Annotated in this window: 23 protein-coding genes and 1 pseudogene; 12 read left to right on the forward strand and 12 right to left on the reverse strand. The window is 59.6% G+C overall.

Annotated elements, in window-relative coordinates; genetic code table 11:
• The first annotated feature begins 102 nt into the window (after positions 1–102).
• The gene (locus PspS34_RS04295; protein ID WP_057716381.1) at positions 103–1,122 is read left to right on the forward strand and encodes a Glu/Leu/Phe/Val dehydrogenase dimerization domain-containing protein; all 1,020 of its coding nucleotides are present in this window, start codon (positions 103–105) and stop codon (positions 1,120–1,122) included.
• 188 nt (positions 1,123–1,310) lie between these two features.
• Here the strand turns inward: PspS34_RS04295 and PspS34_RS04300 are convergent.
• A pseudogene (locus PspS34_RS04300) lies at positions 1,311–1,550 on the reverse strand (YebG family protein); the annotation flags it as partial.
• A 276-nt stretch (positions 1,551–1,826) separates the two neighbouring features.
• Here PspS34_RS04300 and PspS34_RS04305 point away from each other — a divergent pair.
• Positions 1,827–2,327, forward strand: coding sequence for a phosphate-starvation-inducible PsiE family protein (locus PspS34_RS04305; RefSeq protein WP_150812780.1), 501 nt, complete (start codon positions 1,827–1,829; stop codon positions 2,325–2,327).
• On the opposite strand, the gene PspS34_RS04310 is transcribed toward PspS34_RS04305, so the two are convergent.
• Positions 2,324–2,638, reverse strand: a complete 315-nt coding sequence (locus PspS34_RS04310) for a DUF3509 domain-containing protein (RefSeq protein WP_102669120.1) — start codon at positions 2,636–2,638, stop codon at positions 2,324–2,326. The genes PspS34_RS04305 and PspS34_RS04310 overlap by 4 nt on opposite strands.
• A 309-nt stretch (positions 2,639–2,947) precedes the next feature.
• Positions 2,948–4,324, reverse strand: a complete 1,377-nt coding sequence (locus PspS34_RS04315; protein WP_057716377.1) for an L-serine ammonia-lyase — start codon at positions 4,322–4,324, stop codon at positions 2,948–2,950.
• Positions 4,325–4,459: 135 nt separating this feature from the next.
• Here PspS34_RS04315 and PspS34_RS04320 point away from each other — a divergent pair, with 135 nt between their 5' ends.
• The 5 genes from PspS34_RS04320 to PspS34_RS04340 all read left to right on the forward strand — a co-directional run bounded on the left by PspS34_RS04320 (position 4,460) and on the right by PspS34_RS04340 (position 10,494).
• Complete coding sequence (locus tag PspS34_RS04320; protein ID WP_057716376.1) at positions 4,460–5,407, forward strand: LysR substrate-binding domain-containing protein; 948 nt, start codon at positions 4,460–4,462, stop codon at positions 5,405–5,407.
• A 214-nt stretch (positions 5,408–5,621) separates the two neighbouring features.
• Positions 5,622–6,029 carry an HPF/RaiA family ribosome-associated protein gene (locus PspS34_RS04325; protein WP_057716375.1) on the forward strand — a complete coding sequence of 136 codons (408 nt, stop codon included), beginning with the start codon at positions 5,622–5,624 and terminating at the stop codon, positions 6,027–6,029.
• A gap of 232 nt (positions 6,030–6,261) precedes the next feature.
• Complete coding sequence (locus PspS34_RS04330; protein WP_154861615.1) at positions 6,262–6,840, forward strand: RNA polymerase sigma factor; 579 nt, start codon at positions 6,262–6,264, stop codon at positions 6,838–6,840.
• On the forward strand, positions 6,837–7,826 hold the full coding sequence (locus PspS34_RS04335; RefSeq protein ID WP_154861617.1) for a FecR family protein: 990 nt from the start codon (positions 6,837–6,839) through the stop codon (positions 7,824–7,826). The genes PspS34_RS04330 and PspS34_RS04335 overlap by 4 nt, the downstream gene beginning before the upstream one ends.
• A 238-nt stretch (positions 7,827–8,064) precedes the next feature.
• Entirely contained in the window at positions 8,065–10,494 is a 2,430-nt protein-coding gene (locus PspS34_RS04340; RefSeq protein WP_154861619.1) for a TonB-dependent receptor, read from the forward strand.
• A gap of 142 nt (positions 10,495–10,636) precedes the next feature.
• Here PspS34_RS04340 and PspS34_RS04345 read toward each other — a convergent pair whose 3' ends face one another.
• Entirely contained in the window at positions 10,637–11,512 is an 876-nt protein-coding gene (locus tag PspS34_RS04345; RefSeq protein WP_154861621.1) for an AraC family transcriptional regulator, read from the reverse strand.
• Positions 11,513–11,663: 151 nt separating this feature from the next.
• Between PspS34_RS04345 and PspS34_RS04350 the strand changes: the two genes are divergently transcribed.
• The gene (locus tag PspS34_RS04350) at positions 11,664–12,566 is read left to right on the forward strand and encodes a DMT family transporter (RefSeq protein WP_057716370.1); all 903 of its coding nucleotides are present in this window, start codon (positions 11,664–11,666) and stop codon (positions 12,564–12,566) included.
• Positions 12,567–12,593: 27 nt separating this feature from the next.
• Here the strand turns inward: PspS34_RS04350 and PspS34_RS04355 are convergent, their stop codons facing one another.
• On the reverse strand, positions 12,594–13,103 hold the full coding sequence (locus PspS34_RS04355; RefSeq protein WP_154861622.1) for a DUF2165 domain-containing protein: 510 nt from the start codon (positions 13,101–13,103) through the stop codon (positions 12,594–12,596).
• 187 nt (positions 13,104–13,290) lie between these two features.
• Positions 13,291–14,265, reverse strand: a complete 975-nt coding sequence (locus tag PspS34_RS04360; protein ID WP_102669128.1) for a D-glycerate dehydrogenase — start codon at positions 14,263–14,265, stop codon at positions 13,291–13,293.
• A 195-nt stretch (positions 14,266–14,460) separates the two neighbouring features.
• Here PspS34_RS04360 and PspS34_RS04365 point away from each other — a divergent pair, with 195 nt between their 5' ends.
• Positions 14,461–14,718, forward strand: coding sequence for a hypothetical protein (locus tag PspS34_RS04365; RefSeq protein ID WP_090453154.1), 258 nt, complete (start codon positions 14,461–14,463; stop codon positions 14,716–14,718).
• A gap of 128 nt (positions 14,719–14,846) precedes the next feature.
• Here PspS34_RS04365 and PspS34_RS04370 read toward each other — a convergent pair whose 3' ends face one another.
• The 5 genes from PspS34_RS04370 to norR all read right to left on the reverse strand — a co-directional run bounded on the left by PspS34_RS04370 (position 14,847) and on the right by norR (position 19,296).
• Complete coding sequence (locus PspS34_RS04370; protein WP_154861624.1) at positions 14,847–15,596, reverse strand: YkgJ family cysteine cluster protein; 750 nt, start codon at positions 15,594–15,596, stop codon at positions 14,847–14,849.
• A gap of 83 nt (positions 15,597–15,679) precedes the next feature.
• Positions 15,680–16,006, reverse strand: a complete 327-nt coding sequence (locus PspS34_RS04375) for a hypothetical protein (protein ID WP_150815344.1) — start codon at positions 16,004–16,006, stop codon at positions 15,680–15,682.
• Positions 16,007–16,160: 154 nt separating this feature from the next.
• Positions 16,161–16,619, reverse strand: a complete 459-nt coding sequence (locus PspS34_RS04380; protein ID WP_174245533.1) for an N-acetyltransferase — start codon at positions 16,617–16,619, stop codon at positions 16,161–16,163.
• A 27-nt stretch (positions 16,620–16,646) separates the two neighbouring features.
• The gene (locus tag PspS34_RS04385; RefSeq protein WP_154861626.1) at positions 16,647–17,549 is read right to left on the reverse strand and encodes a chemotaxis protein; all 903 of its coding nucleotides are present in this window, start codon (positions 17,547–17,549) and stop codon (positions 16,647–16,649) included.
• Positions 17,550–17,745: 196 nt separating this feature from the next.
• Positions 17,746–19,296: a nitric oxide reductase transcriptional regulator NorR gene (gene norR / locus PspS34_RS04390; protein WP_150815167.1), complete on the reverse strand. Its 1,551-nt coding sequence runs from the start codon at positions 19,294–19,296 to the stop codon at positions 17,746–17,748.
• Positions 19,297–19,452: 156 nt separating this feature from the next.
• Between norR and hmpA the strand changes: the two genes are divergently transcribed.
• Positions 19,453–20,634, forward strand: a complete 1,182-nt coding sequence (gene hmpA, locus PspS34_RS04395; RefSeq protein WP_154861628.1) for an NO-inducible flavohemoprotein — start codon at positions 19,453–19,455, stop codon at positions 20,632–20,634.
• A gap of 285 nt (positions 20,635–20,919) precedes the next feature.
• On the forward strand, positions 20,920–21,429 hold the full coding sequence (locus PspS34_RS04400; protein ID WP_154861630.1) for a disulfide bond formation protein B: 510 nt from the start codon (positions 20,920–20,922) through the stop codon (positions 21,427–21,429).
• A gap of 551 nt (positions 21,430–21,980) precedes the next feature.
• Here the strand turns inward: PspS34_RS04400 and PspS34_RS04405 are convergent.
• Positions 21,981–22,241 (reverse strand): hypothetical protein, encoded by a 261-nt coding sequence (locus PspS34_RS04405; protein ID WP_102669135.1) that lies wholly within the window; start codon positions 22,239–22,241, stop codon positions 21,981–21,983.
• A 27-nt stretch (positions 22,242–22,268) separates the two neighbouring features.
• Between PspS34_RS04405 and cyoA the strand changes: the two genes are divergently transcribed.
• Positions 22,269–23,213 (forward strand): ubiquinol oxidase subunit II, encoded by a 945-nt coding sequence (gene cyoA / locus PspS34_RS04410; RefSeq protein ID WP_057716359.1) that lies wholly within the window; start codon positions 22,269–22,271, stop codon positions 23,211–23,213.
• The last annotated feature ends 1 nt before the right edge of the window (position 23,214 follow it).

Below are 23,214 nucleotides of genomic sequence, written 5' to 3' on the forward strand. Positions count from 1 at the left end.
CCGAAAGCCTGCATCGGGGCCGTGCTTATTCCGGTGCGCTTCTGCAATTTTTGGGCGCAAGCCTATACTGGCGACTACAAGAAGTGATTCGGGAGCCCTACGATGTTCGCTCTCATGCAAAGCACTCGCCTTGAATCGCTGCATCTGAGCGTTGACTCGGTCACCGGGTTGAAGGCGGTCATTGCCATTCATAACAGCCGGCTGGGGCCTGCCCTGGGTGGTTGTCGTTACCTTGCCTATCCCAGCGACGAGTCTGCGGTCGAGGATGCGGTGCGCCTTGCCCAAGGCATGAGTTACAAGGCGGCACTGGCCGGCCTGGCCCAGGGCGGCGGCGTGGCGGTGATCATTCGCCCCGTTCATGTGGCCAACCGCGCCGCGCTGTTCGAAGCCTTCGGGCGCTGTATCAATCAGCTCGACGGGCGCTACATCACGGCCATCGACAGTGGCACCTCAGTGGCGGACATGGATTGCATCGCCCAGCAGACCCAGCATGTCACCAGCACCACCGCGGCGGGTGACCCTGCGCCACACGCGGCGATGGGCGTATTCACCGGCATTCGCGCCACTGCGATGGCGCGACTGGGCAGCGATAACCTCGAAGGCCTGCGCGTTGCCATTCAAGGCTTGGGCAACGTTGGTTATGCCCTGGCAGAACAGTTGCACGCTGCCGGGGCCGAACTGCTGGTCAGCGATATCGATCACGGCAAGGTGCAGCTGGCAATGGAGCAACTCGGGGCTCACCCCATCGCCAACGACGCACTGCTCAGCACGCCTTGCGATATTCTTGCGCCATGCGGATTGGGCGGGGTGCTCAACAGCCACAGCGTGACGCAACTGCGCTGCTCGGCAGTGGCCGGTTCGGCGAACAATCAGCTGACCCATCTGGATGTTGCCGACCAACTGGAACGTCGCGGCATCCTGTATGCACCGGATTACGTGATCAACGCCGGCGGACTGATTTACGTGTCGCTCAAGCACCGCGGCGAAGAACTGTCGACCATCACCGCGCACCTGTCGAAAATCAGCTCGCGCCTGACTGAAGTGTTCGCCCACGCCCAGGCGGAAAAACGCTCCCCCGCGCGGGTGGCTGACGAGTTGGCGGAGAAGGTGTTGTACCGGTGAAACTGGCATGAGTTTTCCACAGGCATGAAAAAGGCCCTGGGTCATTCGACTCAGGGCCTGTTCAATTCGGGCTTTGCCTATTTGGCGGCTTTTGGGGCCTTGGCAGGCTTGGCCGGGGTGACCGGCTCAGCGGCCTCAACGACCTCGGTTGCCGCAACAGGTTGTGCGACTTCAACCGGTGCGCTGAGCAGTTCGGACAGGGCGTCCGGCTGGCTCTTGAACGCCTTGGCGAACACGTCGCGATTTTTCGCCATGTAGATCCCGGCTTCTTCCACTTGCTGCTCGGTCAGGGACGGAACGGCTTTTTGCAACACTTCAGCCAGCAATTCGGCCAGTTCGAGCATTTTGTCATGACGGTCAGCTTCGGCTTTATCCATGAACAAGCGCTCCAGATCTCGGCTGCTGCGGTATACCACTTCGACGGCCATTCACCACCTCACATGCCTTCACATTGGTTGTCGATTTCGACTACTGTATCTATATACAGCTAAAGGATAAGCGAATCCCTGCCTTTTGGGTAGTGGCTTTTTAATGTAGACCGGATTCGGGATTTGTCAGGCGAGGCGCTGCACAGGTGCGACCAAACGCCACGGCGCACAATCCCGAGTGGCTCGCCATCATGGGCTGGCCTTTTTTCTGCATGCAGAAAAACCGTCACGTCCAACCCGCATCATCCGGTCGAGCCGACCTAAGGAAGCATCATCGTGAAAATCAACTGGGCCGAAAAACTGCGGCAGAACGTGCATGAACTGGCCGAGTCCCTGGGCAATCTGTTTGTCGAAACCTTTCACTACCTGGCGTTGTTCGCCATTGGTGCGGTGACCGCATGGGCGGCGGTGATGGAATTTCTCGGGATGATCGAAGAGGGGCACATCAAGATCGATGACATCTTGCTGCTGTTCATCTATCTGGAACTGGGGGCGATGGTCGGGATTTACTTCAAGACCAACCACATGCCCGTGCGCTTCCTGATCTACGTGGCGATCACCGCGCTGACGCGGCTGCTGATTTCCAACGTATCGCACCACAACCCGCCGGACCTGGGGATCATCTACCTGTGCGGCGGGATTCTGCTGTTGGCGTTTGCGATTCTGGTGGTGCGTTACGCTTCGTCGCAATTTCCTTCGGTGAAGATTGAGAACCCGCACCGCAAAACAGGTACGGGCTCCAGTGAACATCCGGAAGTAGAAAAGGGCGAGCTTTAAAGCCCCATGGCGGGTCGGTGGCGGTCACTGGCTGGTGGGGGCAGGCTGCGCGTGCCGCCGTCGGTCATTGATTCGAGGATGGCCACGGCGCAGTGGCCCTGCTCGATGGCAATGCCGAACTGAATGCTTTGCACCAATCGTTTCAGGCGCTCGGGGTCATTGCGTTGTTCGGCGCTGATCATGCGTTTGGCCACCACGCGGCCACTGTTGGACAGGGTCAGCATGATGCGGCCGTCCAGGCCCTGAATGCTCAGGTTGATCTGGTAATCCGCTGCAAAGGCATCGGTAATGAGCTGGAAAGGGTTGTCCATGATGCGTCACCGCCTGATTGAACGTGCAGTTGTTGACCGGCCATGATCGGGTTGGTTCGCAACGCCAGACCACCGGCCATCTCGCCATCATTGTTCCAGCATGGAAGTAGCAAGGCCCATGCCGGAAAATTGTCGGACAAAAAACATGTTCTGTAGGAGCGAGCCTGCTCGCGATGGTCGTGAACGATAACGCGTCAAACCAGATGGTTCGCGGCGCCTGAGGGTTTTTCGCGAGCAAGCTCGCTCCTGCGGGGGGCCGCGTTTTCTGCACGTTTCAGGGCAATTAACCTCGACGTGCCTCCAAAACGGTCAACATTCCACCCAGTTCACCGCCAGTCCGCCCCGCGACGTCTCTTTGTACTTGTCGTGCATGTCGGCCCCGGTGTCGCGCATGGTGCGGATCACCCGGTCCAGGGAAATGAAGTGTTTGCCGTCGCCGCGCAGGGCCATTTGCGTGGCATTGATGGCCTTGACCGCGGCGATCGCGTTGCGCTCGATACACGGCACTTGCACCAGTCCGCCAACCGGGTCGCAGGTGAGGCCGAGGTTGTGTTCCAGGCCGATTTCGGCGGCGTTTTCCAGCTGCTCCGGGGTGGCGCCAAGCACCTCTGCCAGGCCAGCGGCGGCCATGGCGCAAGCGGAGCCGACTTCGCCCTGGCAGCCGACTTCGGCCCCGGAGATCGAAGCGTTTTTCTTGCACAGGATGCCGACGGCAGCTGCACCCAGGAAAAATGCGACCACGTCATCGTCAGACGCATCGGCATTGAATTTCATGTAGTAATGCAGCACCGCCGGAATGATCCCCGCCGCGCCGTTGGTCGGCGCCGTGACCATGCGCCCGCCGGCCGCGTTTTCTTCGTTCACGGCAAGGGCGTACAGGTTGACCCATTCCATCGCTGACAAGGTGGACGTAATGACATTCGGCTTGCCGATTTCCTGCAGGCTGCGATGCAGTTTCGCCGCTCGACGCGGAACACTCAGGCCGCCGGGCAAGATGCCTTCGTGGCGCAAACCCTGCTCGACGCATTCGCGCATCACCGACCAGATATGCAACAGACCCTGGCGGATTTCTGCGTCACTGCGCCATGCCCGTTCGTTGGCCATCATCAGTTCGCCCACCCGCAGCCCGTGCTCGTTGCAGAGTTTGAGCAGTTCGGCGGCGCTGGAGAAATCGTAAGGCAGCACCACGTCGCCGGCCGGCGCGATTCCGGATTCGGCTTCGGCTGCTTCGATGATAAAACCACCGCCCACCGAGTAGTAGGTCTGCTCGAACAGCTCGCCGGTTTCACCGAAGGCTGTCAGGGACATGGCGTTGGGGTGGTAGGGCAGGCTTTCGTCCAGCAGCAGGAGATCGCGTTGCCAGTCGAAGGCAATTTGCGCAACGCCTGCCAGGCACAGTTTGCCGGTTTCGCGCAGGGTGTGAATGCGGCTGTCGATGGTGGTTGGATCGATGCGGTCGGGCCATTCGCCCATCAGGCCCATGACGCAGGCGCGGTCCGTCGCGTGGCCGACGCCGGTCGCTGAAAGAGAACCATAGAGACGGATTTCCACGCGTCGCACGTCGGCCAGAAAACCGTGATCGACCAGCGCTTGGGCAAAGGTTGCGGCAGCGCGCATCGGACCGACGGTATGGGAACTGGACGGGCCGATACCCACTTTGAAGAGATCGAAAACACTGATAGCCATGCTAAAGCCTGTACACGTAATGGAAGGGAAATCGCTGCCATTTCTGTAGGACAAGCGCAATTTGGGCGATACTGCCTGTCACGAGCCTGCGTGACCAACGAAAATTCCTAAGACATCCTTTAGCAGGACTAAACGATGAGCCGTCAATTACACGCCCAGACGTATGTCTGGCTGAACGTGTTTGCCTGTGCCGCGCGGCACCTGTCGTTCACCCGCTGCGCCGAAGAACTGCACATCACACCGGGGGCGGTCAGCCAGCAGATCCGCCAGTTGGAAGAGCGCCTGGGCTTTCGCCTGTTTCACCGCCGCGCCCGCGGAGTGGAGCTGAGCGCAGAGGGCCAGCGCCTGGCCATTACCGTCAACGAGGCCTTTGGCAGCATCGACTCGGAATTGCGGCGACTGGACGCGGGCATGATCAGCGGGATTTTGCGGGTGCGTTCGATTCCGTCGTTCCTGAGCAAATGGCTGACGCCGCGACTGCCGCGTTTGCAGCAGCGTTTTCCGGACATCCAGTTGCGCCTGGTGGCCGAGGACAGCAGCGTGCCGTTGCATGAAGGTGACTTCGACCTGGCGATCGACCTGAACGACGGCAGTTATCCGGGCCTGTTATCCACAGCCTTGCTTGATGAACAGATTTTTCCGGTGTGCGCGCCGAGCCTCTTGCGTGGTCGTCCACCACTGCATGGTCCGGCGGACCTGATGCACTTTCCCTTGCTGCACGACATCACCGCCTGGCGCGGCAGCTACGAGTACGCGGAATGGGAGTTTTACCTCAATGCCATCGGCTTCGAAGGGGCGGATGTGCGACGCGGGCATACCTTCAATCGCAATCACCTGACGATCGAAGCGGCCATCGCCGGGATGGGGGTTGCGATTGCCCGACGGACACTGCTCAACGATGAGCTGGAGCGCGGGGCGTTGATCGTGCCGTTCGGTCTGGCGGTGCCCAATCACAAGCGCTACATGCTGCTTTACGCACCCGGGGCGTTGAGCCATCCGGGTGTGCGCGCGGTGCACGATTGGTTGGTGGAGGAGGCGGGTGCTTTTCGCAGCCTGCACCCGTTGGGGGAGCGGCAAATGTGAGCAATTATTACGTAAGAGCAGGGCGACCCAACTCCCGACCTTAACAGCGCTTTTACCGGTTGTCCGGCTTTTTTTGCGATTGAAAATTTATCTTTTTTAGGGGGTTGAATTGTTCAGCGTACAGACCGATTGTGTAAGCAAGAGGTCACGGTGATGACGCCCAAGGGCTTAGCTGACCGGCCTCTCGCGAGCTAGCTGAAATAAGGGATGAACTATGCAAATCCAAGTCAATAGCGATAACCATATTCAAGGCAGTAAACGACTGGAGGAGTGGGTACGTACGACCATTGAGAGCACGCTCGAACGCTACGAAGAGGACCTGACACGAGTCGAGGTTCACCTGCGGGACGAGAACGGCGACAAGCCGGGTCCCCACGACATGCGCTGCCAGCTGGAGGCGCGGCCAAAAGGCCATCAACCGATTTCCGTCACCCATAAAGCCTCCACCATGGAGCAGGCGATCGACGGAGCGGCTACCAAACTTGAACATGCGCTGGAGCATATGTTCGGCAAATTACGCGGAAAACGAGCCAATGTGGTGCCCATCGAGAGTGCCGCCCATGCCGACCATCTGCTGGAAGAAGAGTTTCTTGAGAACGAACAGGCAGCGCTTAACGGCTGACACCTGATTCACTTTTTTACCTTCCCATGAAAACGGGCCTGCATTGCAGGCCCGTTTTGTTTTCGGTGGCTTTTGGATTCGATGGCCATGGTAGCCAGGTTTGCGGTGCAACCAACGGGCGTAATAAAGGGCTGCACCCGATCCTTTTGCATATGAGAATATTTATCATTAATATTGCGGCCTTTCCGGTCCCCTGACGCTGTCGTGGCCTCCCCGGTTTTCAGGTCGAATCATGAACGATGATCACTCTGCTCCCGAACCCCGCGATATCGAGCGCGATCCACAGCGCGGGGACCGTGCGCATTTTCTCCAGGTGTTTCTCTCCCAGCGTTCGCAAATGGAAGCACTGGTGAGCCGGCGTGTCGGTTGTCGGGCGACGGCGGCTGACCTGGTACAGGATTTGTTCCTGCGATTCTGGCGGCGGCCGTTGGTGCAAGTCGAGGAACTCAGCACCTACCTGCTGCGCTGCGCCGGCAACATCGCCATCGATCACTTGCGCAGTGAAGGCACGCGGGTCCGGGCCAGCGAAGGTTTGATGGTGGAATCACCAGACAGCCATGGCAGCGGACCGCAAGCGGCGCTGGAGGCGGGCAACGATCTGCGCCATGTCGAAGCCGCGTTGCGCGCCTTGCCGGAGCGTACGCGGCAGATCTTCTTGCTCAATCGCATTCACGGCCGCAAATACGCCGAGATCGCCAAGGCCATGGGCTTGTCCCAAAGTGCCGTGGAAAAACATATGATGCGCGCCCTCGAAGCCTGCAAGGCCAGCCTTCGGGAACCCGAACCGCGTACGCCAGGGACAGCACCGTGAACGACTTCAAACGCGTCACCCCGACGCCGGCGCAGGAGCAGGCCGCGCTGGCCTGGCTGAGCCTGTTGCATGACCAGCCCAACAGCGGTGACCAGGCGACGTTCAGCCAATGGTTGCGGGCCGACCCCGCCCATGCCGAGGCCTATGCCCGGGCGCAGGTCCTGTGGGAATTGAGCGAAGGACCGGCGCGCACACTCGCCGATGAAGACGCTTTTGCCTTGCAGGGCTATCTCAACGCCATGGACAAGCCGCGGCGCAGCACGCTCGGGCGCTGGTCCGGTGCGCTGGCGATGGCCGCGTGTCTGCTGTTGATGATCAGTGTCGGTACAGGCTGGCAGCCTATGCGTTGGATTGATGACCTGGGGGCGGATTACGTCTCGGCACCGGGGGAAATTCGCACCGTTACCCTGGCCGATCAGTCGCAGGTGACACTGGATGCCGACAGCGCCATCGCCGTGGATTTCAGTCGCGGTGAGCGGCATGTGCAATTGCGTCGCGGCGCCGGCTTTTTCAGCGTTACCCACACCGGCGAGCCGTTTGTGGTGGACGCCGAGAAAGGCCAGACGCGGGTCCTGGGCACGCAGTTCGAAGTCCGGTTGCAGCCCCACGGTGCACAGGTCACGGTGCTGTCGGGACGGGTTGGCGTGACGGCGCACCAGAAAGCCGATCAGCAAGTGCTCACCGCCGGCCAGCAAGTGGCCTATGGCGAAGGCTCGGCGCAAACACTCCACTCGGTGGACAGCGAAGCGCAGTTGGCATGGCGCCAGGGCTGGCTCAATTACTACAAGGCGACGTTAGCCGATGTGGTACAGGATTTGGCGCGCTATTACCCCGGACGGATCGTGTTGCTCAATGATGAACTGGCGAGGCGTCGGGTCAGTGGCAGCTTTCCGAGCAGGAACCCGCAGGCGGTGTTGAGTTCGTTGCAGGGGGTGTTGGGGTTTGAGCAGCATCAGGTTTTGGGGCATCTGATTATTTTGCGTTGAGGCGACCGGCCTCATCGCGAGCAAGCTCGCTCCCACGGGGTTATGTGTTGCCCCAATATTGTGGCCGACTCAATACCTGTGGGAGCGAGCTTGCTCGCGAAGACGGCAGATCAGACACCCAACCACTCAAGTAAAAATATTTTAAAGTTTTTGCTGAGGTAAACCCGATTGCCATCCGTGTAGTGACTGAAACTGCGAGTCATTCGCATCCGTTGCGGTTCTACACAGGTCATGAGTCATGAAGTCCAGGGCAAAATCGGGTTCGGTCAAACAATGGTTGGGTGTGTCTGCGTTGAGCTTTTCGGCATTGGCCTTGTTGCCGCTGAGCGTAGCGCTGGCCGCAGAGGCAGGCAGCAGTCAGCCGCGTGGGCAATTCAATTTCGCGCTGGCCGCCAAACCGTTGCCCCAGGCCCTGAGCGATTTCAGCCGAGTGACCGGCATCAGCATCGTCTACACCGATGAGGCGCCGTACGGTCTCAATGCGCCGGCCATCAATGGCCAGATGAGCGCCGAACAGGCTCTGCAACGTCTGCTGACTGGTTCGGGCTTGACGTTCCGTCGCACCGACGGCCACACCATTGCACTGGAACCACGGCCGACTGAAGGGGCGTTGAACCTGGGTGCGACCACCATCACCTCGGTGATGGATGACTCCATGAGCTATCAACCGCCACCCATCACGTCAGTGATGCGCTCCTCGGCCCCCGTACAGGAGATCCCGCAGACGATCAACGTCGTTCCGGCCCAGGTCATCCGCGACCAGGTGCCGCGCAATCTCGATGACGCGCTGGCCAATGTCAGCGGCATCACCCAGGCCAACACCCTGGGCAGCACCCAGGACTCGGTGATGGTCCGTGGCTTTGGCGACAACCGTAACGGCTCGATCATGCGCGACGGCATGCCGATCGTGCAGGGGCGTGGCCTCAACGCCAGCGTGGACCGGGTCGAAGTGCTCAAGGGCCCGGCCTCGTTGCTCTATGGCATCCAGGATCCGGGTGGCGTGGTCAATATGGTCAGCAAGAAGCCCGAGCTTGAGCGGTACAATGCGCTGACCGCGCGCGGTTCGAGCTATGACGACGGCAAGAACGGCAGCGGTGGCAGCCTCGACAGCACCGGGGCCCTCGGCGATTCCGGACTGGCCTACCGCATGGTGCTGGACTACGAAGACGAAGATTACTGGCGTAACTTCGGTGTGCATCGCGAGAGCCTGATCGCGCCGTCGCTGGCCTGGTACGGCGAAAGCACCAAGCTGCTGTTCTCCTATGAGCACCGCGAATTCCTCACACCGTTCGACCGCGGCACGCTGATCGATCCACGGACCAACCATCCGCTGGACATCTCGCGCAACGAGCGTCTCGACGAACCGTTCAACAACATGGAAGGGCGCTCGGACCTCTATCACTTCGAGGCCGATCACGAACTCAACGACAACTGGAAAGCCCATTTCGGCTACAGCTGGAACCGCGAAACCTACGATGCCAGCCAGGTGCGCGTGACCGCCATCGACACCAAAAAGGGCACCCTGACCCGCAACATGGACGGCACCCAGAATGCGATCAGCACCGACCGGTTCACCACCGCCAGCCTCGAAGGCAACGTGAATGTGCTCGGCATGCAGCATGACCTGCTGTTCGGTATCGACGATGAGTACCGCAAGATCTACCGCGAAGACCTGATCCGCCAGAAAAGCCTGACCACATTCAGTTACGTGAACCCTGTCTATGGTCGTGAAGTGCCGGGCACCACCGTCAGTGCGCCCGACAGCGCACAAACCGATGAACTGCGCAGCGATTCGGTCTTCCTCCAGGACTCCATCCACCTCACCGACCAGTGGATTCTGGTGGCCGGCGCGCGTTTCCAGGCGTACGACCAGTACGCCGGCAAAGGCGTACCGTTCCACGCCAACACCGACAGCAACGGGCAGAAATGGGTACCGCGCGCGGGCCTTGTGTACAAATACACCGATGCCTTGTCGTTCTACGGCAGCTACACCGAGTCGTTCAAACCCAACTCGACCATCGCGCCATTGAGCGGCAGCAGTACCGTGCTTGACGGCGGTATCGCGCCGGAAGAAGCCAAGTCCTGGGAGCTGGGTGCCAAGCTTGATCTGCCGGGCCGCGTTACTGGCAACATCGCACTGTTCGACATCAAGAAGCGCAATGTGCTGGTGGCCAACGCCGAAGGTCCGACCACGATTTACAGTGCCGCCGGTGAAGTGCGTTCCCGTGGCCTGGAGGTGGACCTGAGCGGTCGGCTCACCGATCGCTGGAGCATGATCGGTAGCTACGCCTATACCGATGCCGAAGTCACCGAAGACCCGGATTACAAAGGCAATCAGTTGCAGAACGTGGCGAAGAACAGCGGCTCGTTGTCGGCCGTCTATGACTTCGGCAGCGTCATTGGCGGTGATCAACTGCGGGTCGGCGCCGGGGCGCGTTATGTGGGTGAGCGCGCGGGCAACGCGGTGAACGATTTCGACCTGCCGAGCTACACCGTGGCCGATGCGTTCGCCACCTACGACACCAGGGTCGAAGGGCAGAAGGTCAAGTTCCAGCTCAACGTGAAGAACCTGTTCGATCGCACCTACTACACCTCGGCGGCGAGTCGGTTCTTTGTGTCGATGGGGGATTCGCGGCAGGTGACGTTGTCGAGCACCTTGGAGTTCTGACGATAGACCGTGTCATCGTTCATCGCGAGCAAGCTCGCTCCCACAGGGGAATAGGGTAGCCACAAAACAGGTAAGCACCACCAAACCTTGTGGGAGCGGGCTTGCTCGCGAAGGTGGCAGTACAGGCGATAAAAAATCGGGCCTAGCGCAAAAACGCCTGTCGATATTCACCGGGCGTCCCGCCAAGTGACTGGCGAAACCGGTTGGTGAAATGGCTGGCGCTGGCAAAACCGCAAGCCAGTGCAATCTCCCCCAATGGTTGCGAGGTCGTGCGCAGCAACTCCCGCGCCCGTTCAAGGCGCCGCGCCAGCACATACTGATGGGGTGGCAAGCCGAAGCTTTCGCGGAACATCCGCGCGAAGTGGTATTCGGACAACGCGCACAACGCCGCCAATTGACCGAGGCTGATGGCCTCGTCCAGATGGCTGTCGATGAACTCCACCAGATGCCGGCGCTGGTGCGCGGCCAGCCCGCCTTTAAGGCGCAAGCCCTGACGCACGTTGACCTGGCTGAGCAGGGCATGGCTGAGCAGTTCGTGCGCCAGGCTGCTGGTGAGCAGGCGCTCGCCCGGCTCGCCCCAGTTCAAGGCGACCAACTGCCGAAAGCGCAGCGCCTGCTGCGGATCATCGAGAAAGGTCTGCTCGCGCAGCTGCATTTCCCGGGGCTCGCGATCGAGCAGGGTGACGCAGCCAAGGGCAAATTGTTCGGGGCTGAAATACAGGTGTGCCAGGCGAATATCGCCATTGATCACCCAGCCTGACTGGTGATCGGCGGGGAGGATGCACAATTTGTCCGGACCACCCTTGTTGCCGGGCTGGTCGCGGCGAAAGGTGCCGGTGCCGCCGGCAAGGTAACAGGACAACGTGTGGTGGCTGGGCGCTTCGTATTCCTGAGCGTCATGGTGATTGCTCCACAAGGCTGCAGACAAGCCGTCACCGAGCTCGGCGCTGTGCTCAAGGCGAGCATTCGGCGAGCGGTTGAGGGCTTGAAAGACTTGTAGGGTATCCAGTGCCGCCATGATCGTTGCTCTCTAACACCTGCATCCAACGCCTCGCATCCTACTCCGTAGACGTGCGCCTGCCAGCCTGTCGCCAGACAAAAGCGCAAGTTTATGCAAGTGCGCCCAGGTGTGGCGCCGGACACTGGGCACCTAGCGAGGAGCCTTAGTCATGAACCTTTCTTTGTACCTGCTGACCGTGCTGATCTGGGGTACCACCTGGATTGCCTTGAAATGGCAACTGGGCGTGGTGGCCATTCCCGTGTCGATCGTGTATCGCTTCGGCCTCGCCGCACTGGTGCTGTTCGTGATCCTGCTGCTCAGCCGACGCCTGCAAGTGATGAACCGTCGCGGGCATCTGATCTGCCTGGCTCAAGGCTTGTGCCTGTTCTGCGTCAACTTCATGTGCTTCCTCACCGCGAGCCAGTGGATCCCCAGCGGTCTGGTGGCCGTGGTGTTTTCCACCGCCACTCTGTGGAATGCCCTTAACGCGCGGGTGTTCTTCGGTCAGAGAATTGCCCGCAATGTGCTGATGGGCGGTGCGTTGGGCCTGCTTGGGCTGGGGCTGCTGTTCTGGCCGGAGCTGGCCGGGCATACCGCCAGCCCGGAAACCTTGCTCGGCCTTGGTCTGGCCCTGTGCGGCACCTTGTGTTTCTCGGCGGGCAACATGCTTTCGAGCCTGCAACAGAAGGCCGGTCTCAAACCGCTGACCACCAATGCCTGGGGCATGGCTTACGGGGCAGCGATGCTAACCGTGTGGTGCCTGGTCAAAGGCATTCCCTTCGACATGGAGATGAGCACGCGTTACATCGGGTCACTGTTGTACCTGGTGATTCCGGGATCGGTGATCGGTTTCACCGCCTACCTGACCCTGGTCGGCCGCATGGGGCCAGAGCGGGCTGCGTACTGCACAGTGCTGTTTCCAGTGGTGGCACTCAACGTGTCGGCGTTCGCCGAGGGGTATCAGTGGACGATGCCGGCGCTGTTGGGGCTGGTATTGGTGATGTCGGGTAACGTACTGGTGTTTCGCAAGCCCAAACCACGCTTGGTACAGGGGAGTAGCAAGCTCGCTTGAGATGACGTTCATCGAGCGCTGAAGTCCTCAGTGCTCGACTTTGATCGCAATATAAATCAGCAGCGGTAGTATGAAATCGACAATATGCCGGGTCCAGTCTTTGTAATTCCAGGCTTGTGACTGGTCCATGTTGAACCATTCCACGCCGATAACTTGAAAGCCGACATAGTAAAGCAAGAGCGCAATGAGCAGTCCAATAATCGCGGGCTTCTTGGCTTCATGGAATTCTTCTGCGCTGCTATTCAGGTTTTTATAAAGATAACAGGTTCCGATCATGAAAAAGAGCGTGTAGATAACCTCGAGTGTAATGATGAGCCAGTAGATGCGGTGATGGAGTATGTGCGAGGTAATGGCCCTGTATCTGTACTTCTCGTCGTCACCCGTGCTCTCCATGCTCAGGATGTTACTGATGTTTTCGTAGTTGGTTGCGTAGTCTGTAAAGTTGCTATACATCACCAGCAATCCAAAAATGCTTATGAATAACATTAGTGTGGCTTTGCTGAAGCGTATGACTTTATTTGTCGTAAGTTGATTCAAGGTGGTGATCTCCTTTATTGTTTCCGTTGTGCCTGGAAAAGTAAGGAGAGTCTAGTGGGTGGTTTTGTTGTTTGTTTGTTGACTGAATTGCAGGGTGTGTATTCAGACAGTTTTTTTACAGGTTTAGAGTGATATTGTTTTTATTTTTTGTATTTAAGGGCAGGCGCTTTTAACGCCTGCCCTTTTTTCAACCCTTCCAGACTTGCGGGTTGACCAGGTCCTGTGGGCGTTCCCCCAACAGCGCACTGCGCAGGTTGGCCAGGGCACGGTTGGCCATGGCATCGCGGGTCTCATGGGTGGCCGAGCCAATGTGCGGCAAGGTCACGGCATTTTTCAACTGGAACAGTGGGGACTCGGCCAGCGGTTCTTTTTCGTATACGTCCAGCCCGGCACCACGAATGCGGTTGTTTTGCAGCGCTTCGATCAGTGCCGGCTCATCCACCACCGGGCCGCGGGCAATGTTCACCAGGATGGCGCCTGGTTTCATCAGCGCCAGTTCGCGATGGCTGATCAAGTGTTTGGTTTTCTCGCTGAGCGGCACCACCAGGCACACGAAATCGGCCTCGGCCAGCAGTTGATCAAGGCTGCGGAACTGCGCGCCGAGCTCCTGTTCCAGTTCGGTCTTGCGGCTGTTGCCGCTGTAGATGACCGGCATGTTGAACCCCAGGCGACCGCGTCGGGCGATGGCCGCACCGATGTTGCCCATGCCGACAATGCCCAGGGTCTTGCCATGCACATCGCAACCGAACAGCTGCGCACCGACAGTGGCCTGCCATTGCCCGGCCTTGGTCCAGGCATCCAGTTCGGCGACGCGGCGCGCGCTGCTCATCAACAGGGCAAACGCCAGGTCGGCGGTGCTTTCGGTGAGCACATCCGGCGTGTTGGTCAGCATGATCCCGCGTTCGTTGAAGTAGGCCAGGTCATAGTTGTCGTAGCCCACCGAGACACTGGATACCACTTCCAGCGTGGTGGCGTTTTCCAATTGAGCGCGGCCGAGTTTGCGACCGACGCCGATCAAGCCGTGGGCGTGGGGCAGGGCTTCGTTGAATTGGGCGTTGATGTCGCCGTTTTTCGGATTCGGCACGATGACGTCGAAATCCTGTTGCAGGCGTTCGATCATTGGTGGAGTGACGCGGCTGAATGCAAGGACGGTCTTTTTCATGGGCGGGCGGGCTCGTCGGGCGGTGAAGAATGATGAGCACGCTAACATTCTTCGCGGGATTTGTGCGAGTCGTCAGGCGGTCTATGCAAGCTTGCAGCTTGTCGTGCTCCATCCAGTTATACTGCCGCACTTCTTATACTGTGGCATGCGGCCCGCTCACCGGGCCCGACATTTCATGCACCACCCGGAGCTTTCATGACTTCCCCGAAACAACCGCCGGTCGCCGACGCCCTGAACGACGTGCAGGCAGAGCTGCCAGACAGCGTCGACTCCAGCGCCGACAGCGAATCCAAAGCCGGGATCCCGGCCTTCAAATTCCCGTTCAAGCCGGGTGAGCTGGCGGCCGCCAAGGGTTCCAACCAGCCGTGGTACAAGAACGGCGCCAAGAACGGCCACACCAAGACGCCGGGCATGGCACCGCCAGGGACTCGCCGGTCGATGGGTAAGCGCTGAGTTCTTAAGTCTGCAGTGACTGATCTGCCGTCTTCGCGAGCAAGCCCGCTCCCACATTTGGAATGCATTCCTCCAGTGGGAGCGGGCTTGCTCGCGAAGGGGCCGGTACAAACACTGCAAATCCCGAATCAAGTCGCCCGCAACGAAATAAACGAGTAATTCGTCAGCGCATCCGCCGTCACTTGCGCACCTACGGCCAGCACTTGCCCGGCAATATCATCCCCCGACACATGAAACCGCCATTCGCTGCTCCACTGCGGCAACGTTTGCCCGGCCAGGTCGTCGATGATCGCGGCAAATTCCGCCATATCCGGCAGATAAGCAGTAAACCCGTCGCCCTTCAGGGCCGTCGTGCGAATCCCCAGCAACGCACAAATTGCATCCTTCATCAGAATGTCATCACGATCCGCCTGACGGGAGCGCTGGATCAGTTCCGACAATCCCCGGTCGACCAGCTCACCACCGACAATCAGCTCCGGTCCTTTTTCCCACGACTCAGGCGGACATTCCTTCATGGCGGCGTTCAGAGGTATGTGCGGATTGATTTCCATCGGATAGATACGGCACACCAGCGGCCGGCGTTCGTAGATGCGACAGAGGTTGTCTTCGTCAAGATTTCGGCAGGGGCCGACATTGTAGGCGGCGAAGGTGATGGCCACGTACGCCTCGGATTCACCGCTGCGCACTGCCGCCGAACGGCGTTCGGCGTGTTCCCGTTGGTGCACCGGCAGACCCAGGCCATTGCCCAGAAACGCTTCCACCAGCACGATCACCTGACCGCCATCGGCTGCCCACATCCGGGCTTCGCCCAGAGTCAGGGGCACATGGTGGTCGTTACAGCATTTGCCGCAGCCTACACAGGAAAACGTTGTATTCATCGAGCGTTCGTTCGCGTCACAGGGCATGAAACGGCGACAGAATGCCGCCGCAAAGGCCGCTGTCGAAGCAAATTATGCGCCACTCAGTGTGCCTTGCCGGCCGGGCGGATGGAGTCCCATTCGGTGACGTATGCGGTTTTGCTCTTTTTGTTGTACAGGCACAACTCGGTGCCTTGTGCGCCTTTCATGTGCTTTTGCGGGTACTGGCCCTGAAGCAGGAGCGCGGTGTAGCCGACCCGGTCATCGAACTGCGCGGCGTTGCCGACCGGTTTGCTGTCCTTCAGGCCGCTGGCCTTGGTGCAACTGGTGAGTACGGCTTTGTCGTAGGTGGCCCAGGCGTCGGGGCTGGAGGCGTGGGCCTGGGAGGTGAGGGCGGTGAGGCAGAATAGAATCAGGGGCGCAGCTTTCATGGTTCAGGCTTCCTTGGGCTGAGTGGCCAAGGCAGGAGTATGCCTGAAAGCTAGATGGAGACTTTGCTGGCCTCTTCGCGAGCAAGCCCACTCCCACATTGGACGGTGTATACACATCAACTGTGGGATCGAGCCTGCTCGCGATGGCGGTGTGTCAGAGCGGAACCGGCTCCCGGCGAACCGCGCGCATCCCGACGCTTTCATACAAGCGCCGCGCCCGAAGGTTGTCTTCACGTACCTTCAGGTCCACGAAACCTTCATGCCGCTGCTGGAACATCTTGAACGCCTGCAACAACAGCGCACGCCCCAACCCCCGACCCTGAAACCGCGGGTGCACCACCAGGTTCTTGATATAGGCACTGGTCCAGCACTGGCAAACGCCGACCACTTCCTCGGCATCCAGGGCAATGAAGCACAGGGCCGGGTCATATTCCGGATCGGTTTCGAACTGCCGTTGCCACATGTCCAGCGCGGCTACGCGACCACCGCCGTCGAGATAACCGAACTCCATCAACCGGTGCACGGCGGCGCCCAGTTCGGGGCGGTATTCGCTCAGTTGCAGGCCGGTTGGCCAATCAGGGGGCGGCACGACGACAGAGAGGTCACGCCGCATCAGCCAGCAGAATTCTTCGGTCAACACTCAATAACCCTGTTCGGCGACAGCCTTGGCCGCGGTGATCAGACACTGGGTCAATTCCGGCGAAGAAAACTTGGTCAGCACAGCGTTCGCCCCCGCCAGTCGTGCTTTCTCGGCGTTCATCGCACTGTCCAGCGAGGTGTGCAGCAGCACATAAAGATGCGCGAAATCCGGGGTTTCCCGCAAGGTGCGGGTGAAGGCGTAACCGTCCATCTCCGACATCTCGATGTCCGAGACGATCAGGTTGATCTGCTGCGCGGTGCCTTGCAGGTCCAGCAGGCAGTCGATGGCTTCCTTGGCGCTGCGGGCCGTATGGCACTGCAGGCCGAGGTTACGCAGGGTGTGCACCGATTGCTGCAAGGCGACCTGACTGTCATCGACCACCAGGATGCGCGCGTTGCCGAGCAGTTCGGCGTCTTCCATGCTCAGTTCGGTCGGCGCCATTTCGATATGTGCCGGGGCGATGCCATGGATGACTTTTTCGATGTCCAGCACTTGTACCAGGGTGCCATCGACCGACGTCACGCCAGTGATGTAGGCACGCGAACCACCGGAGCCGAAGGGCGGCGGGCGGATGTCGGTGGTCAGGCAATGGACGATCTTGCTCACGGCCTGTACGTGCAGGCCCTGCTTGGAGCGGCTGACGTCGGTGACGATCAGGCAGCCGCCGTTCGGGTCTTCCAGCGGACGCTCGCCAATGGCTCGGCTGAGGTCGATCACCGACAGCGAGGCACCGCGCAGGGTGGCGATGCCTTTGACGTGGGGATGTGACTCCGGCAGCCTGGTCAGCGGCGGGCAGGGAATGATTTCACTGACCTTGAGCAGGTTGATCGCCATCAGCTTGCCGCTGCGCAAGGTAAACAGCAGAAGCGAAAGTGAGTCTGCGCGGGCTTTGGTGGAGGACATATAAACCTTCTCTGGAAAAAGGTGACGGGCAATCCAGGGATCGCCAATGACTTCGATGCCGGGTTATCGACTTGTTTGGGGCAGGCTTTAACAATTGCGGTGAACAGTAAGACGCCATCGCGAGCAAGCTCGCCCCCACATTAGATCGTCGTCGTTCACTCATCCTGTGGGAGCGAGCTTGCTCGCGATGGGGTCATCACTTCATACCGAGCCTTTTGGCCATCCGCCCCAGATTCGCCCGATCCAAGCCTAGCTCACGGGCCGCGCTTGCCCAGTTGTTGTTGTGCCGCTCCAGGCAGGCACCGATCAACTGGCGCTGATAGTTTTCGGTCGCCTCGCGCAAATCACCTGCTACCAACGCCACAGCGGCGATGGCGGGTTGCTCGGCAGCGGTTTCAACGCTGGCGCTGGGCAAGTCGAGGTCGGCTGCGCTCAAGCTGAGAATCTTTGGCCGCTCCTTGCAATTGCCCAGGGCTTTCAAGGCGCTGCGGCCGATCAAATGTTCAAGCTCGCGCACATTGCCGGGCCAGTCGTAGGCCAATAACGCGGCCTGGGCGTCGCTGTTCAGGCGCAGGCTGTTGAGTCCCATGCGCGAGCGGTTCTGCTCCAGGAAGTAACCGCTGAGCAGCAGCACATCGCGCCCGCGATCGCGCAGGGCCGGCACCAGCAGCGGATACACGCTGAGGCGATGGTAGAAGTCGGCGCGGTAACGGCCGCTGCGTACTTCTTCGGCGAGGTCGCGGTTGGTCGCCGCGATCAGGCGCACGTCGACCTGATGCTCCTGGTCCGAACCCAGTCGCTGCAGTTGACCGCTTTGCAGCACCCGCAGCAACTTGGCCTGCACGGTCAGCGACAACTCGCCGACTTCATCTAGGAACAGCGTGCCGCCATTGGCCAGTTCAAACTTGCCACGGCGGTCGTTCATCGCCCCGGTGAAGGCGCCGCGAACATGGCCGAACAACTCGCTTTCCACCAGGGTGTCGGGCAGCGCGGCGCAGTTGAGGCTGATGATCGGTTTGTCGGCGCGGGGCGAGGCGGCATGGATGGCTTGGGCCACCAACTCCTTGCCGACCCCGGTTTCGCCGGTGATCAACACGGTCAGGTCGCTGCCGCCCACCAGGCTTATTTCTTCGACCAGGCGCTTGTGGGCCTTGCTCTGGCCAATCATCTCGCGATTCTGCTGGCCGCTGGCCTGGCGGTAGACCTCGGCGCGCTGATGCTCATCTTCGACCCGGTTGTTCAACCGCTCGATGCGCTCGGCGGCGTTGACCGTAGCGGCCGCGAGGCTGGCGAAGGCTTGCAGGGCATCCAGTTCGATCGGTTCGAAGCGCTCCGGGTCGAGGGCATCGAGGGTCAGCAGGCCCCATGGGCGCTCGTCGATGAACAACGGGCAACCCATGCAGTCGTGGACTTCCAGATGATCATCCAGGCCATCGACCAAGCCGTCATAGGGGTCAGGCAAGTCGCTGTCGGCAGCGAACCGGGTCGGGCCGGGGCCGCTGAGCAGCGCTTCGAAACGCGGGTGCTCGCTGACCTTGAAGCGCCGGCCGAGGGTGTCGGTACTCAAGCCGTCGACGGCCAGCGGCACCAACCATTCACCATCAAGACGCAGCAGGGCGGCGGCGTCGCACGGGAGCAGGGCGCGCATGGCTTCCAGCAGGCGTCGATAACGTTCGCCCTCGGGCAGTTCGCGGGACAGGTCGGCGACCAGGGGCAGCAGAGCAGTGAGCAGGGGTTTTGCAGTCATAGTGACTCCGTGTAGTCGGTATGACTATAAATCAGGCAGTGTCTAAATGACTATTTAGTTATTAAGTTATTGATTTATAACGATTAAATAGTTGGAACGAAAGCTGATAAGCATAGGGTAGTCCGTTAGCAACCCAAGAAGACCAGGAGTCACCTTATGCTGAGCGCTCAAGACCGTGCCATCGTCAAATCCACCGTGCCGCTGCTCGAAAGCGGTGGTGAGGCGCTGATCACGCACTTCTACCGCATGATGCTCTCCGAATACCCGGAAGTCCGCCCGCTGTTCAACCAGGCCCACCAGGCCAGCGGTGATCAGCCGCGTGCCCTGGCCAACGGCGTATTGATGTATGCGCGCCATATCGACCAACTCGACCAGTTGGGCGACCTGGTGGCCAAGATCATCAACAAGCACGTGGCCCTGCAGATCTTGCCGGAACACTATCCGATTGTCGGCAGCTGCCTGCTGCGGGCCATCGCCGAAGTATTGGGCGAAGAGATCGCCACTCCTGAAGTGATCGCGGCCTGGGGCGCGGCCTACGGTCAACTGGCGGACATCCTGATCGGTGCCGAAACCAGCATCTACGACCAGAAGGAACAGGCACCGGGCGGTTGGCGCGGGGCGCGGGAATTCATCGTGGCAGACAAGGTCGAGGAGAGCGCCGAGATCACTTCGTTCTACTTCGAACCCGCGGACAAAGGCCCGATCCTGCTGGCAGAACCCGGCCAGTACATCGGCATGAAACTGATCCTCGACGGTGAAGAGATCCGTCGTAACTACTCGTTGTCGGCGCTGGCAAACAAAGGCCAGTACCGCATCAGCGTCAAACGCGAGGCCGGTGGCCGCGCTTCCAACTTCCTGCACGACCAGTTGCATGTCGGCGCCAGCATCCAGTTGTTCCCGCCATCGGGCGAGTTCGTCCTGACCGCCAGCGACAAGCCACTGGTACTGATCAGCGGTGGCGTGGGCATCACCCCGACCCTGGCAATGCTCGAAGCAGCGCTGGAAACCCAGCGGCCGGTGCATTTCATCCACTGCGCGCGCAACGGCAGCGTCCATGCCTTCCGCGACTGGATCGATGGCCTGGCTGAGCGTCATCCGCAACTCAAACGCTTTTACTGCTATTCCGAGGACGACGGCGTGAGCCCGGCGGCGCACAAGATGGGGTTGTTGAGCCAGCAGCAGTTGCATCAATGGCTGCCGCAAGAGCGCGATCTGGATGCCTACTTCCTGGGGCCAAAAGGCTTCATGGTCGCGATCAAACGCCACCTCAAGGCATTGGGTGTACCGGAGAAGCAAAGCCGTTATGAGTTCTTCGGGCCGGCGGCGGCGCTGGAGTAAGGGGTTGCGGCGGCTCGGGGGACCGAGTCGCCTGCTTCGCGAGCAAGTCGGATCGCCGCACCGCCGCTCCCACATTGGTCCGTGTCGTTCACAGATCCAATGTGGGAGCGGGCTTGCTCGCGAATGCCACACCTCGGTCCTGAACTGAAAAAAGTCAGAAAGTTAATCCCTTCTTAACCGCCTTATCGTCTATTCCCCCCGAATCCCCCTCACATGCGCCAGACTCTCAAAGGTCCGGGCCAGCGTGTAGACTGACGGGCAATCGAAATATTGAAGGGAAACGCAATGAGCGATGAATCCATGCAGTTGGGGCGTGAACGGCGCTACCTGGTGTTTTTGGGCATCATTTGCCTGGCGCTGATCGGCGGCGCGCTGTACATGCAAATTGTTCTGGGCGAGGCCCCTTGCCCGCTGTGCATCCTGCAACGTTACGCGTTGCTGCTGATCGCGATCTTTGCCTTCATCGGCGCGGCCATGCGCGGCCGTCGCAGCATCACGGTGTTTGAAACCCTGGTGGTGATCTGTGCAGTGGCAGGTGCAGGCGTTGCCGGGCATCACGTCTATACGCAGTTCTATCCGGCGGTCAGCTGCGGCATCGATGTGCTGCAACCGATTGTCGATGACTTGCCGCTGGCGAAGATCTTCCCGCTGGGTTTCCAGGTCGATGGTTTCTGCTCCACGCCATACCCGCCGATCCTTGGTCTGTCGCTGGCACAGTGGGCGCTGGTTGCCTTCGTGCTGATTGTGGTGCTGGTGCCGTTGCTCACCTCGCGTAACCGCAAAGCGCTGCGCTGAGGTCAACTGCCGCCTCCCATTGTCGGACAAAAAAGCCCCGGTCCTCGAAGAGAGGGCCGGGGCTTTTTTTGTCTTGCAGAGCACATTTCAGAGGCTGGGTAAAAAGACTGTGACGGGTGGCAATCAAGGGTGCGACAAGTGTGCGACATGTTGTCACAGAGCGAGTGCCGCAGGGCGTTCGAGAAGGCCGGATTGGTGCATGGAAACGTAACGAAATTGGCTTGTTTTGCAGGCTTCCGGTTTTTTCCATTGCGGGCACGAACAGGCAGTTTTAACAGGCTCTGGCGAATGGCCAGAGACCCCGTCATATCGGGCCTTGGGCAAGGTCAAGGGCCGAGAAGAGGGACACGATACTGTCTGAACCGTGGGTGGAAGACCTACTTATTTTGGTGTTTTTGTTGAGAATTAATTTCGATAAGATGCGCCACTTTTGCGAAAACGGTTAATGATTGTTGCCGGTTCGGATAAAAATTATTTCGGGATGAGACATGGTTTATAGAACGTTACATATCTACAATCGCCCGCACTGAATTCCCGGCACTGCTCAAATCTTAACCAGGGGTGAGCAGAAACAGGGTGTCGAGAGGTCTGGTGGCTTCATGCGATTCCCAGGTGTCGGAGCCTCCAACTACCCGCACCAAATGGAATTGGTCTGTAACAAGGCCTTTGACCACGTATTCGAATAAGAACTCACCGCAGGCCCGGGATTTGTCGTACAGCGTCTGACGCACGACGGGCATGCCCTTATTCAATCCAAGAAAAATGCCAACCCTTGGCAGGGTGAAGTGTTGGCGATCAAAACCCAACTGCATTGCGCAAGCTGCTTTAGAGGTCGTGAGATGAGTAAAAACAGGTACCCCAGACTACTAGGCTTATTGCCGCTGATCGGCACGTTGCTGCTGTCAGGCTGCAACATGACCTTGCTCAATCCCAAGGGCCAGGTTGGTCTGGATGAGCGAAACCTGATCATCACCGCAACGCTGCTGATGCTGTTGGTCGTGGTTCCGGTCATCATCATGACCTTCCTGTTCGCCTGGAAATACCGCGCGTCCAACACCAACGCTACCTACACCCCGAAATGGAACCACTCCACCAAGATCGAGATCGCGGTGTGGGCTGTTCCAGTGCTGATCATCATTGCCCTGGGTTACGTCACCTACAAGTCGACCCACGCCCTTGACCCGTACAAGCCGCTGGAATCCGACGTCAAGCCTGTGACCATCGAAGTGGTCGCGCTGGACTGGAAGTGGCTGTTCATCTACCCGGAACAAGGCATCGCCACGGTCAACAAGATCGTGTTCCCGGCGCACACCCCGATCAACTTCAAGATCACTTCCGACGCCGTGATGAACTCGTTCTTCATCCCTGCGCTGGGCGGCCAGATCTACGCGATGGCGGGCATGCAGACCAAGCTGCACCTGATCGCCAACGAGAACGCCGAGATGGACGGTATCTCCGCCAACTACAGCGGCGCGGGTTTCACCGGTATGAAATTCAAAGCGATCGCAACTTCCCAGGAAGATTTCGACGCCTGGGTAAGTGAAGTCAAAAAGGCGCCTAAGCAGCTTGAACAAGCTGAATACGCAGCCCTTGCCAAGCAAAGCCAGAACAACCCAGTCGAGCTCTACTCCTCGGTGACGCCGAACCTGTTCCAGACCATCGTCGACAAGTACGAAGGCATGAAACCGGGTCCGAAAGTGAAGCACGAGAAAGAAGAGAAAGAAGTGGCCGCTACGCAAGGAATGGACATGAACTCGCATTCAGCTGCCGGGGCAGAGGAGTAAA

This window comes from Pseudomonas sp. S34 (assembly GCF_009866745.1).
GTDB classification, from domain to species: domain Bacteria; phylum Pseudomonadota; class Gammaproteobacteria; order Pseudomonadales; family Pseudomonadaceae; genus Aquipseudomonas; species Aquipseudomonas jessenii.

Excerpts from the sequence above, each read along its gene's own strand:
- PspS34_RS04295 (WP_057716381.1), top strand. The coding sequence starts at position 103 with ATGTTCGCTCTCATGCAAAGCACTCGCCTTGAATCGCTGCATCTGAGC.
- PspS34_RS04310 (WP_102669120.1), bottom strand. The coding sequence starts at position 2,638 with ATGGACAACCCTTTCCAGCTCATTACCGATGCCTTTGCAGCGGATTAC.
- PspS34_RS04315 (WP_057716377.1), bottom strand. The coding sequence starts at position 4,324 with ATGGCTATCAGTGTTTTCGATCTCTTCAAAGTGGGTATCGGCCCGTCC.
- PspS34_RS04320 (WP_057716376.1), top strand. The coding sequence starts at position 4,460 with ATGAGCCGTCAATTACACGCCCAGACGTATGTCTGGCTGAACGTGTTT.
- PspS34_RS04325 (WP_057716375.1), top strand. The coding sequence starts at position 5,622 with ATGCAAATCCAAGTCAATAGCGATAACCATATTCAAGGCAGTAAACGA.
- PspS34_RS04330 (WP_154861615.1), top strand. The coding sequence starts at position 6,262 with ATGAACGATGATCACTCTGCTCCCGAACCCCGCGATATCGAGCGCGAT.
- PspS34_RS04340 (WP_154861619.1), top strand. The coding sequence starts at position 8,065 with ATGAAGTCCAGGGCAAAATCGGGTTCGGTCAAACAATGGTTGGGTGTG.
- PspS34_RS04345 (WP_154861621.1), bottom strand. The coding sequence starts at position 11,512 with ATGGCGGCACTGGATACCCTACAAGTCTTTCAAGCCCTCAACCGCTCG.
- PspS34_RS04350 (WP_057716370.1), top strand. The coding sequence starts at position 11,664 with ATGAACCTTTCTTTGTACCTGCTGACCGTGCTGATCTGGGGTACCACC.
- PspS34_RS04360 (WP_102669128.1), bottom strand. The coding sequence starts at position 14,265 with ATGAAAAAGACCGTCCTTGCATTCAGCCGCGTCACTCCACCAATGATC.
- PspS34_RS04365 (WP_090453154.1), top strand. The coding sequence starts at position 14,461 with ATGACTTCCCCGAAACAACCGCCGGTCGCCGACGCCCTGAACGACGTG.
- PspS34_RS04370 (WP_154861624.1), bottom strand. The coding sequence starts at position 15,596 with ATGAATACAACGTTTTCCTGTGTAGGCTGCGGCAAATGCTGTAACGAC.
- PspS34_RS04375 (WP_150815344.1), bottom strand. The coding sequence starts at position 16,006 with ATGAAAGCTGCGCCCCTGATTCTATTCTGCCTCACCGCCCTCACCTCC.
- PspS34_RS04380 (WP_174245533.1), bottom strand. The coding sequence starts at position 16,619 with ATGCGGCGTGACCTCTCTGTCGTCGTGCCGCCCCCTGATTGGCCAACC.
- PspS34_RS04385 (WP_154861626.1), bottom strand. The coding sequence starts at position 17,549 with ATGTCCTCCACCAAAGCCCGCGCAGACTCACTTTCGCTTCTGCTGTTT.
- norR (WP_150815167.1), bottom strand. The coding sequence starts at position 19,296 with ATGACTGCAAAACCCCTGCTCACTGCTCTGCTGCCCCTGGTCGCCGAC.
- hmpA (WP_154861628.1), top strand. The coding sequence starts at position 19,453 with ATGCTGAGCGCTCAAGACCGTGCCATCGTCAAATCCACCGTGCCGCTG.
- PspS34_RS04400 (WP_154861630.1), top strand. The coding sequence starts at position 20,920 with ATGAGCGATGAATCCATGCAGTTGGGGCGTGAACGGCGCTACCTGGTG.
- PspS34_RS04405 (WP_102669135.1), bottom strand. The coding sequence starts at position 22,241 with ATGCAGTTGGGTTTTGATCGCCAACACTTCACCCTGCCAAGGGTTGGC.
- cyoA (WP_057716359.1), top strand. The coding sequence starts at position 22,269 with ATGAGTAAAAACAGGTACCCCAGACTACTAGGCTTATTGCCGCTGATC.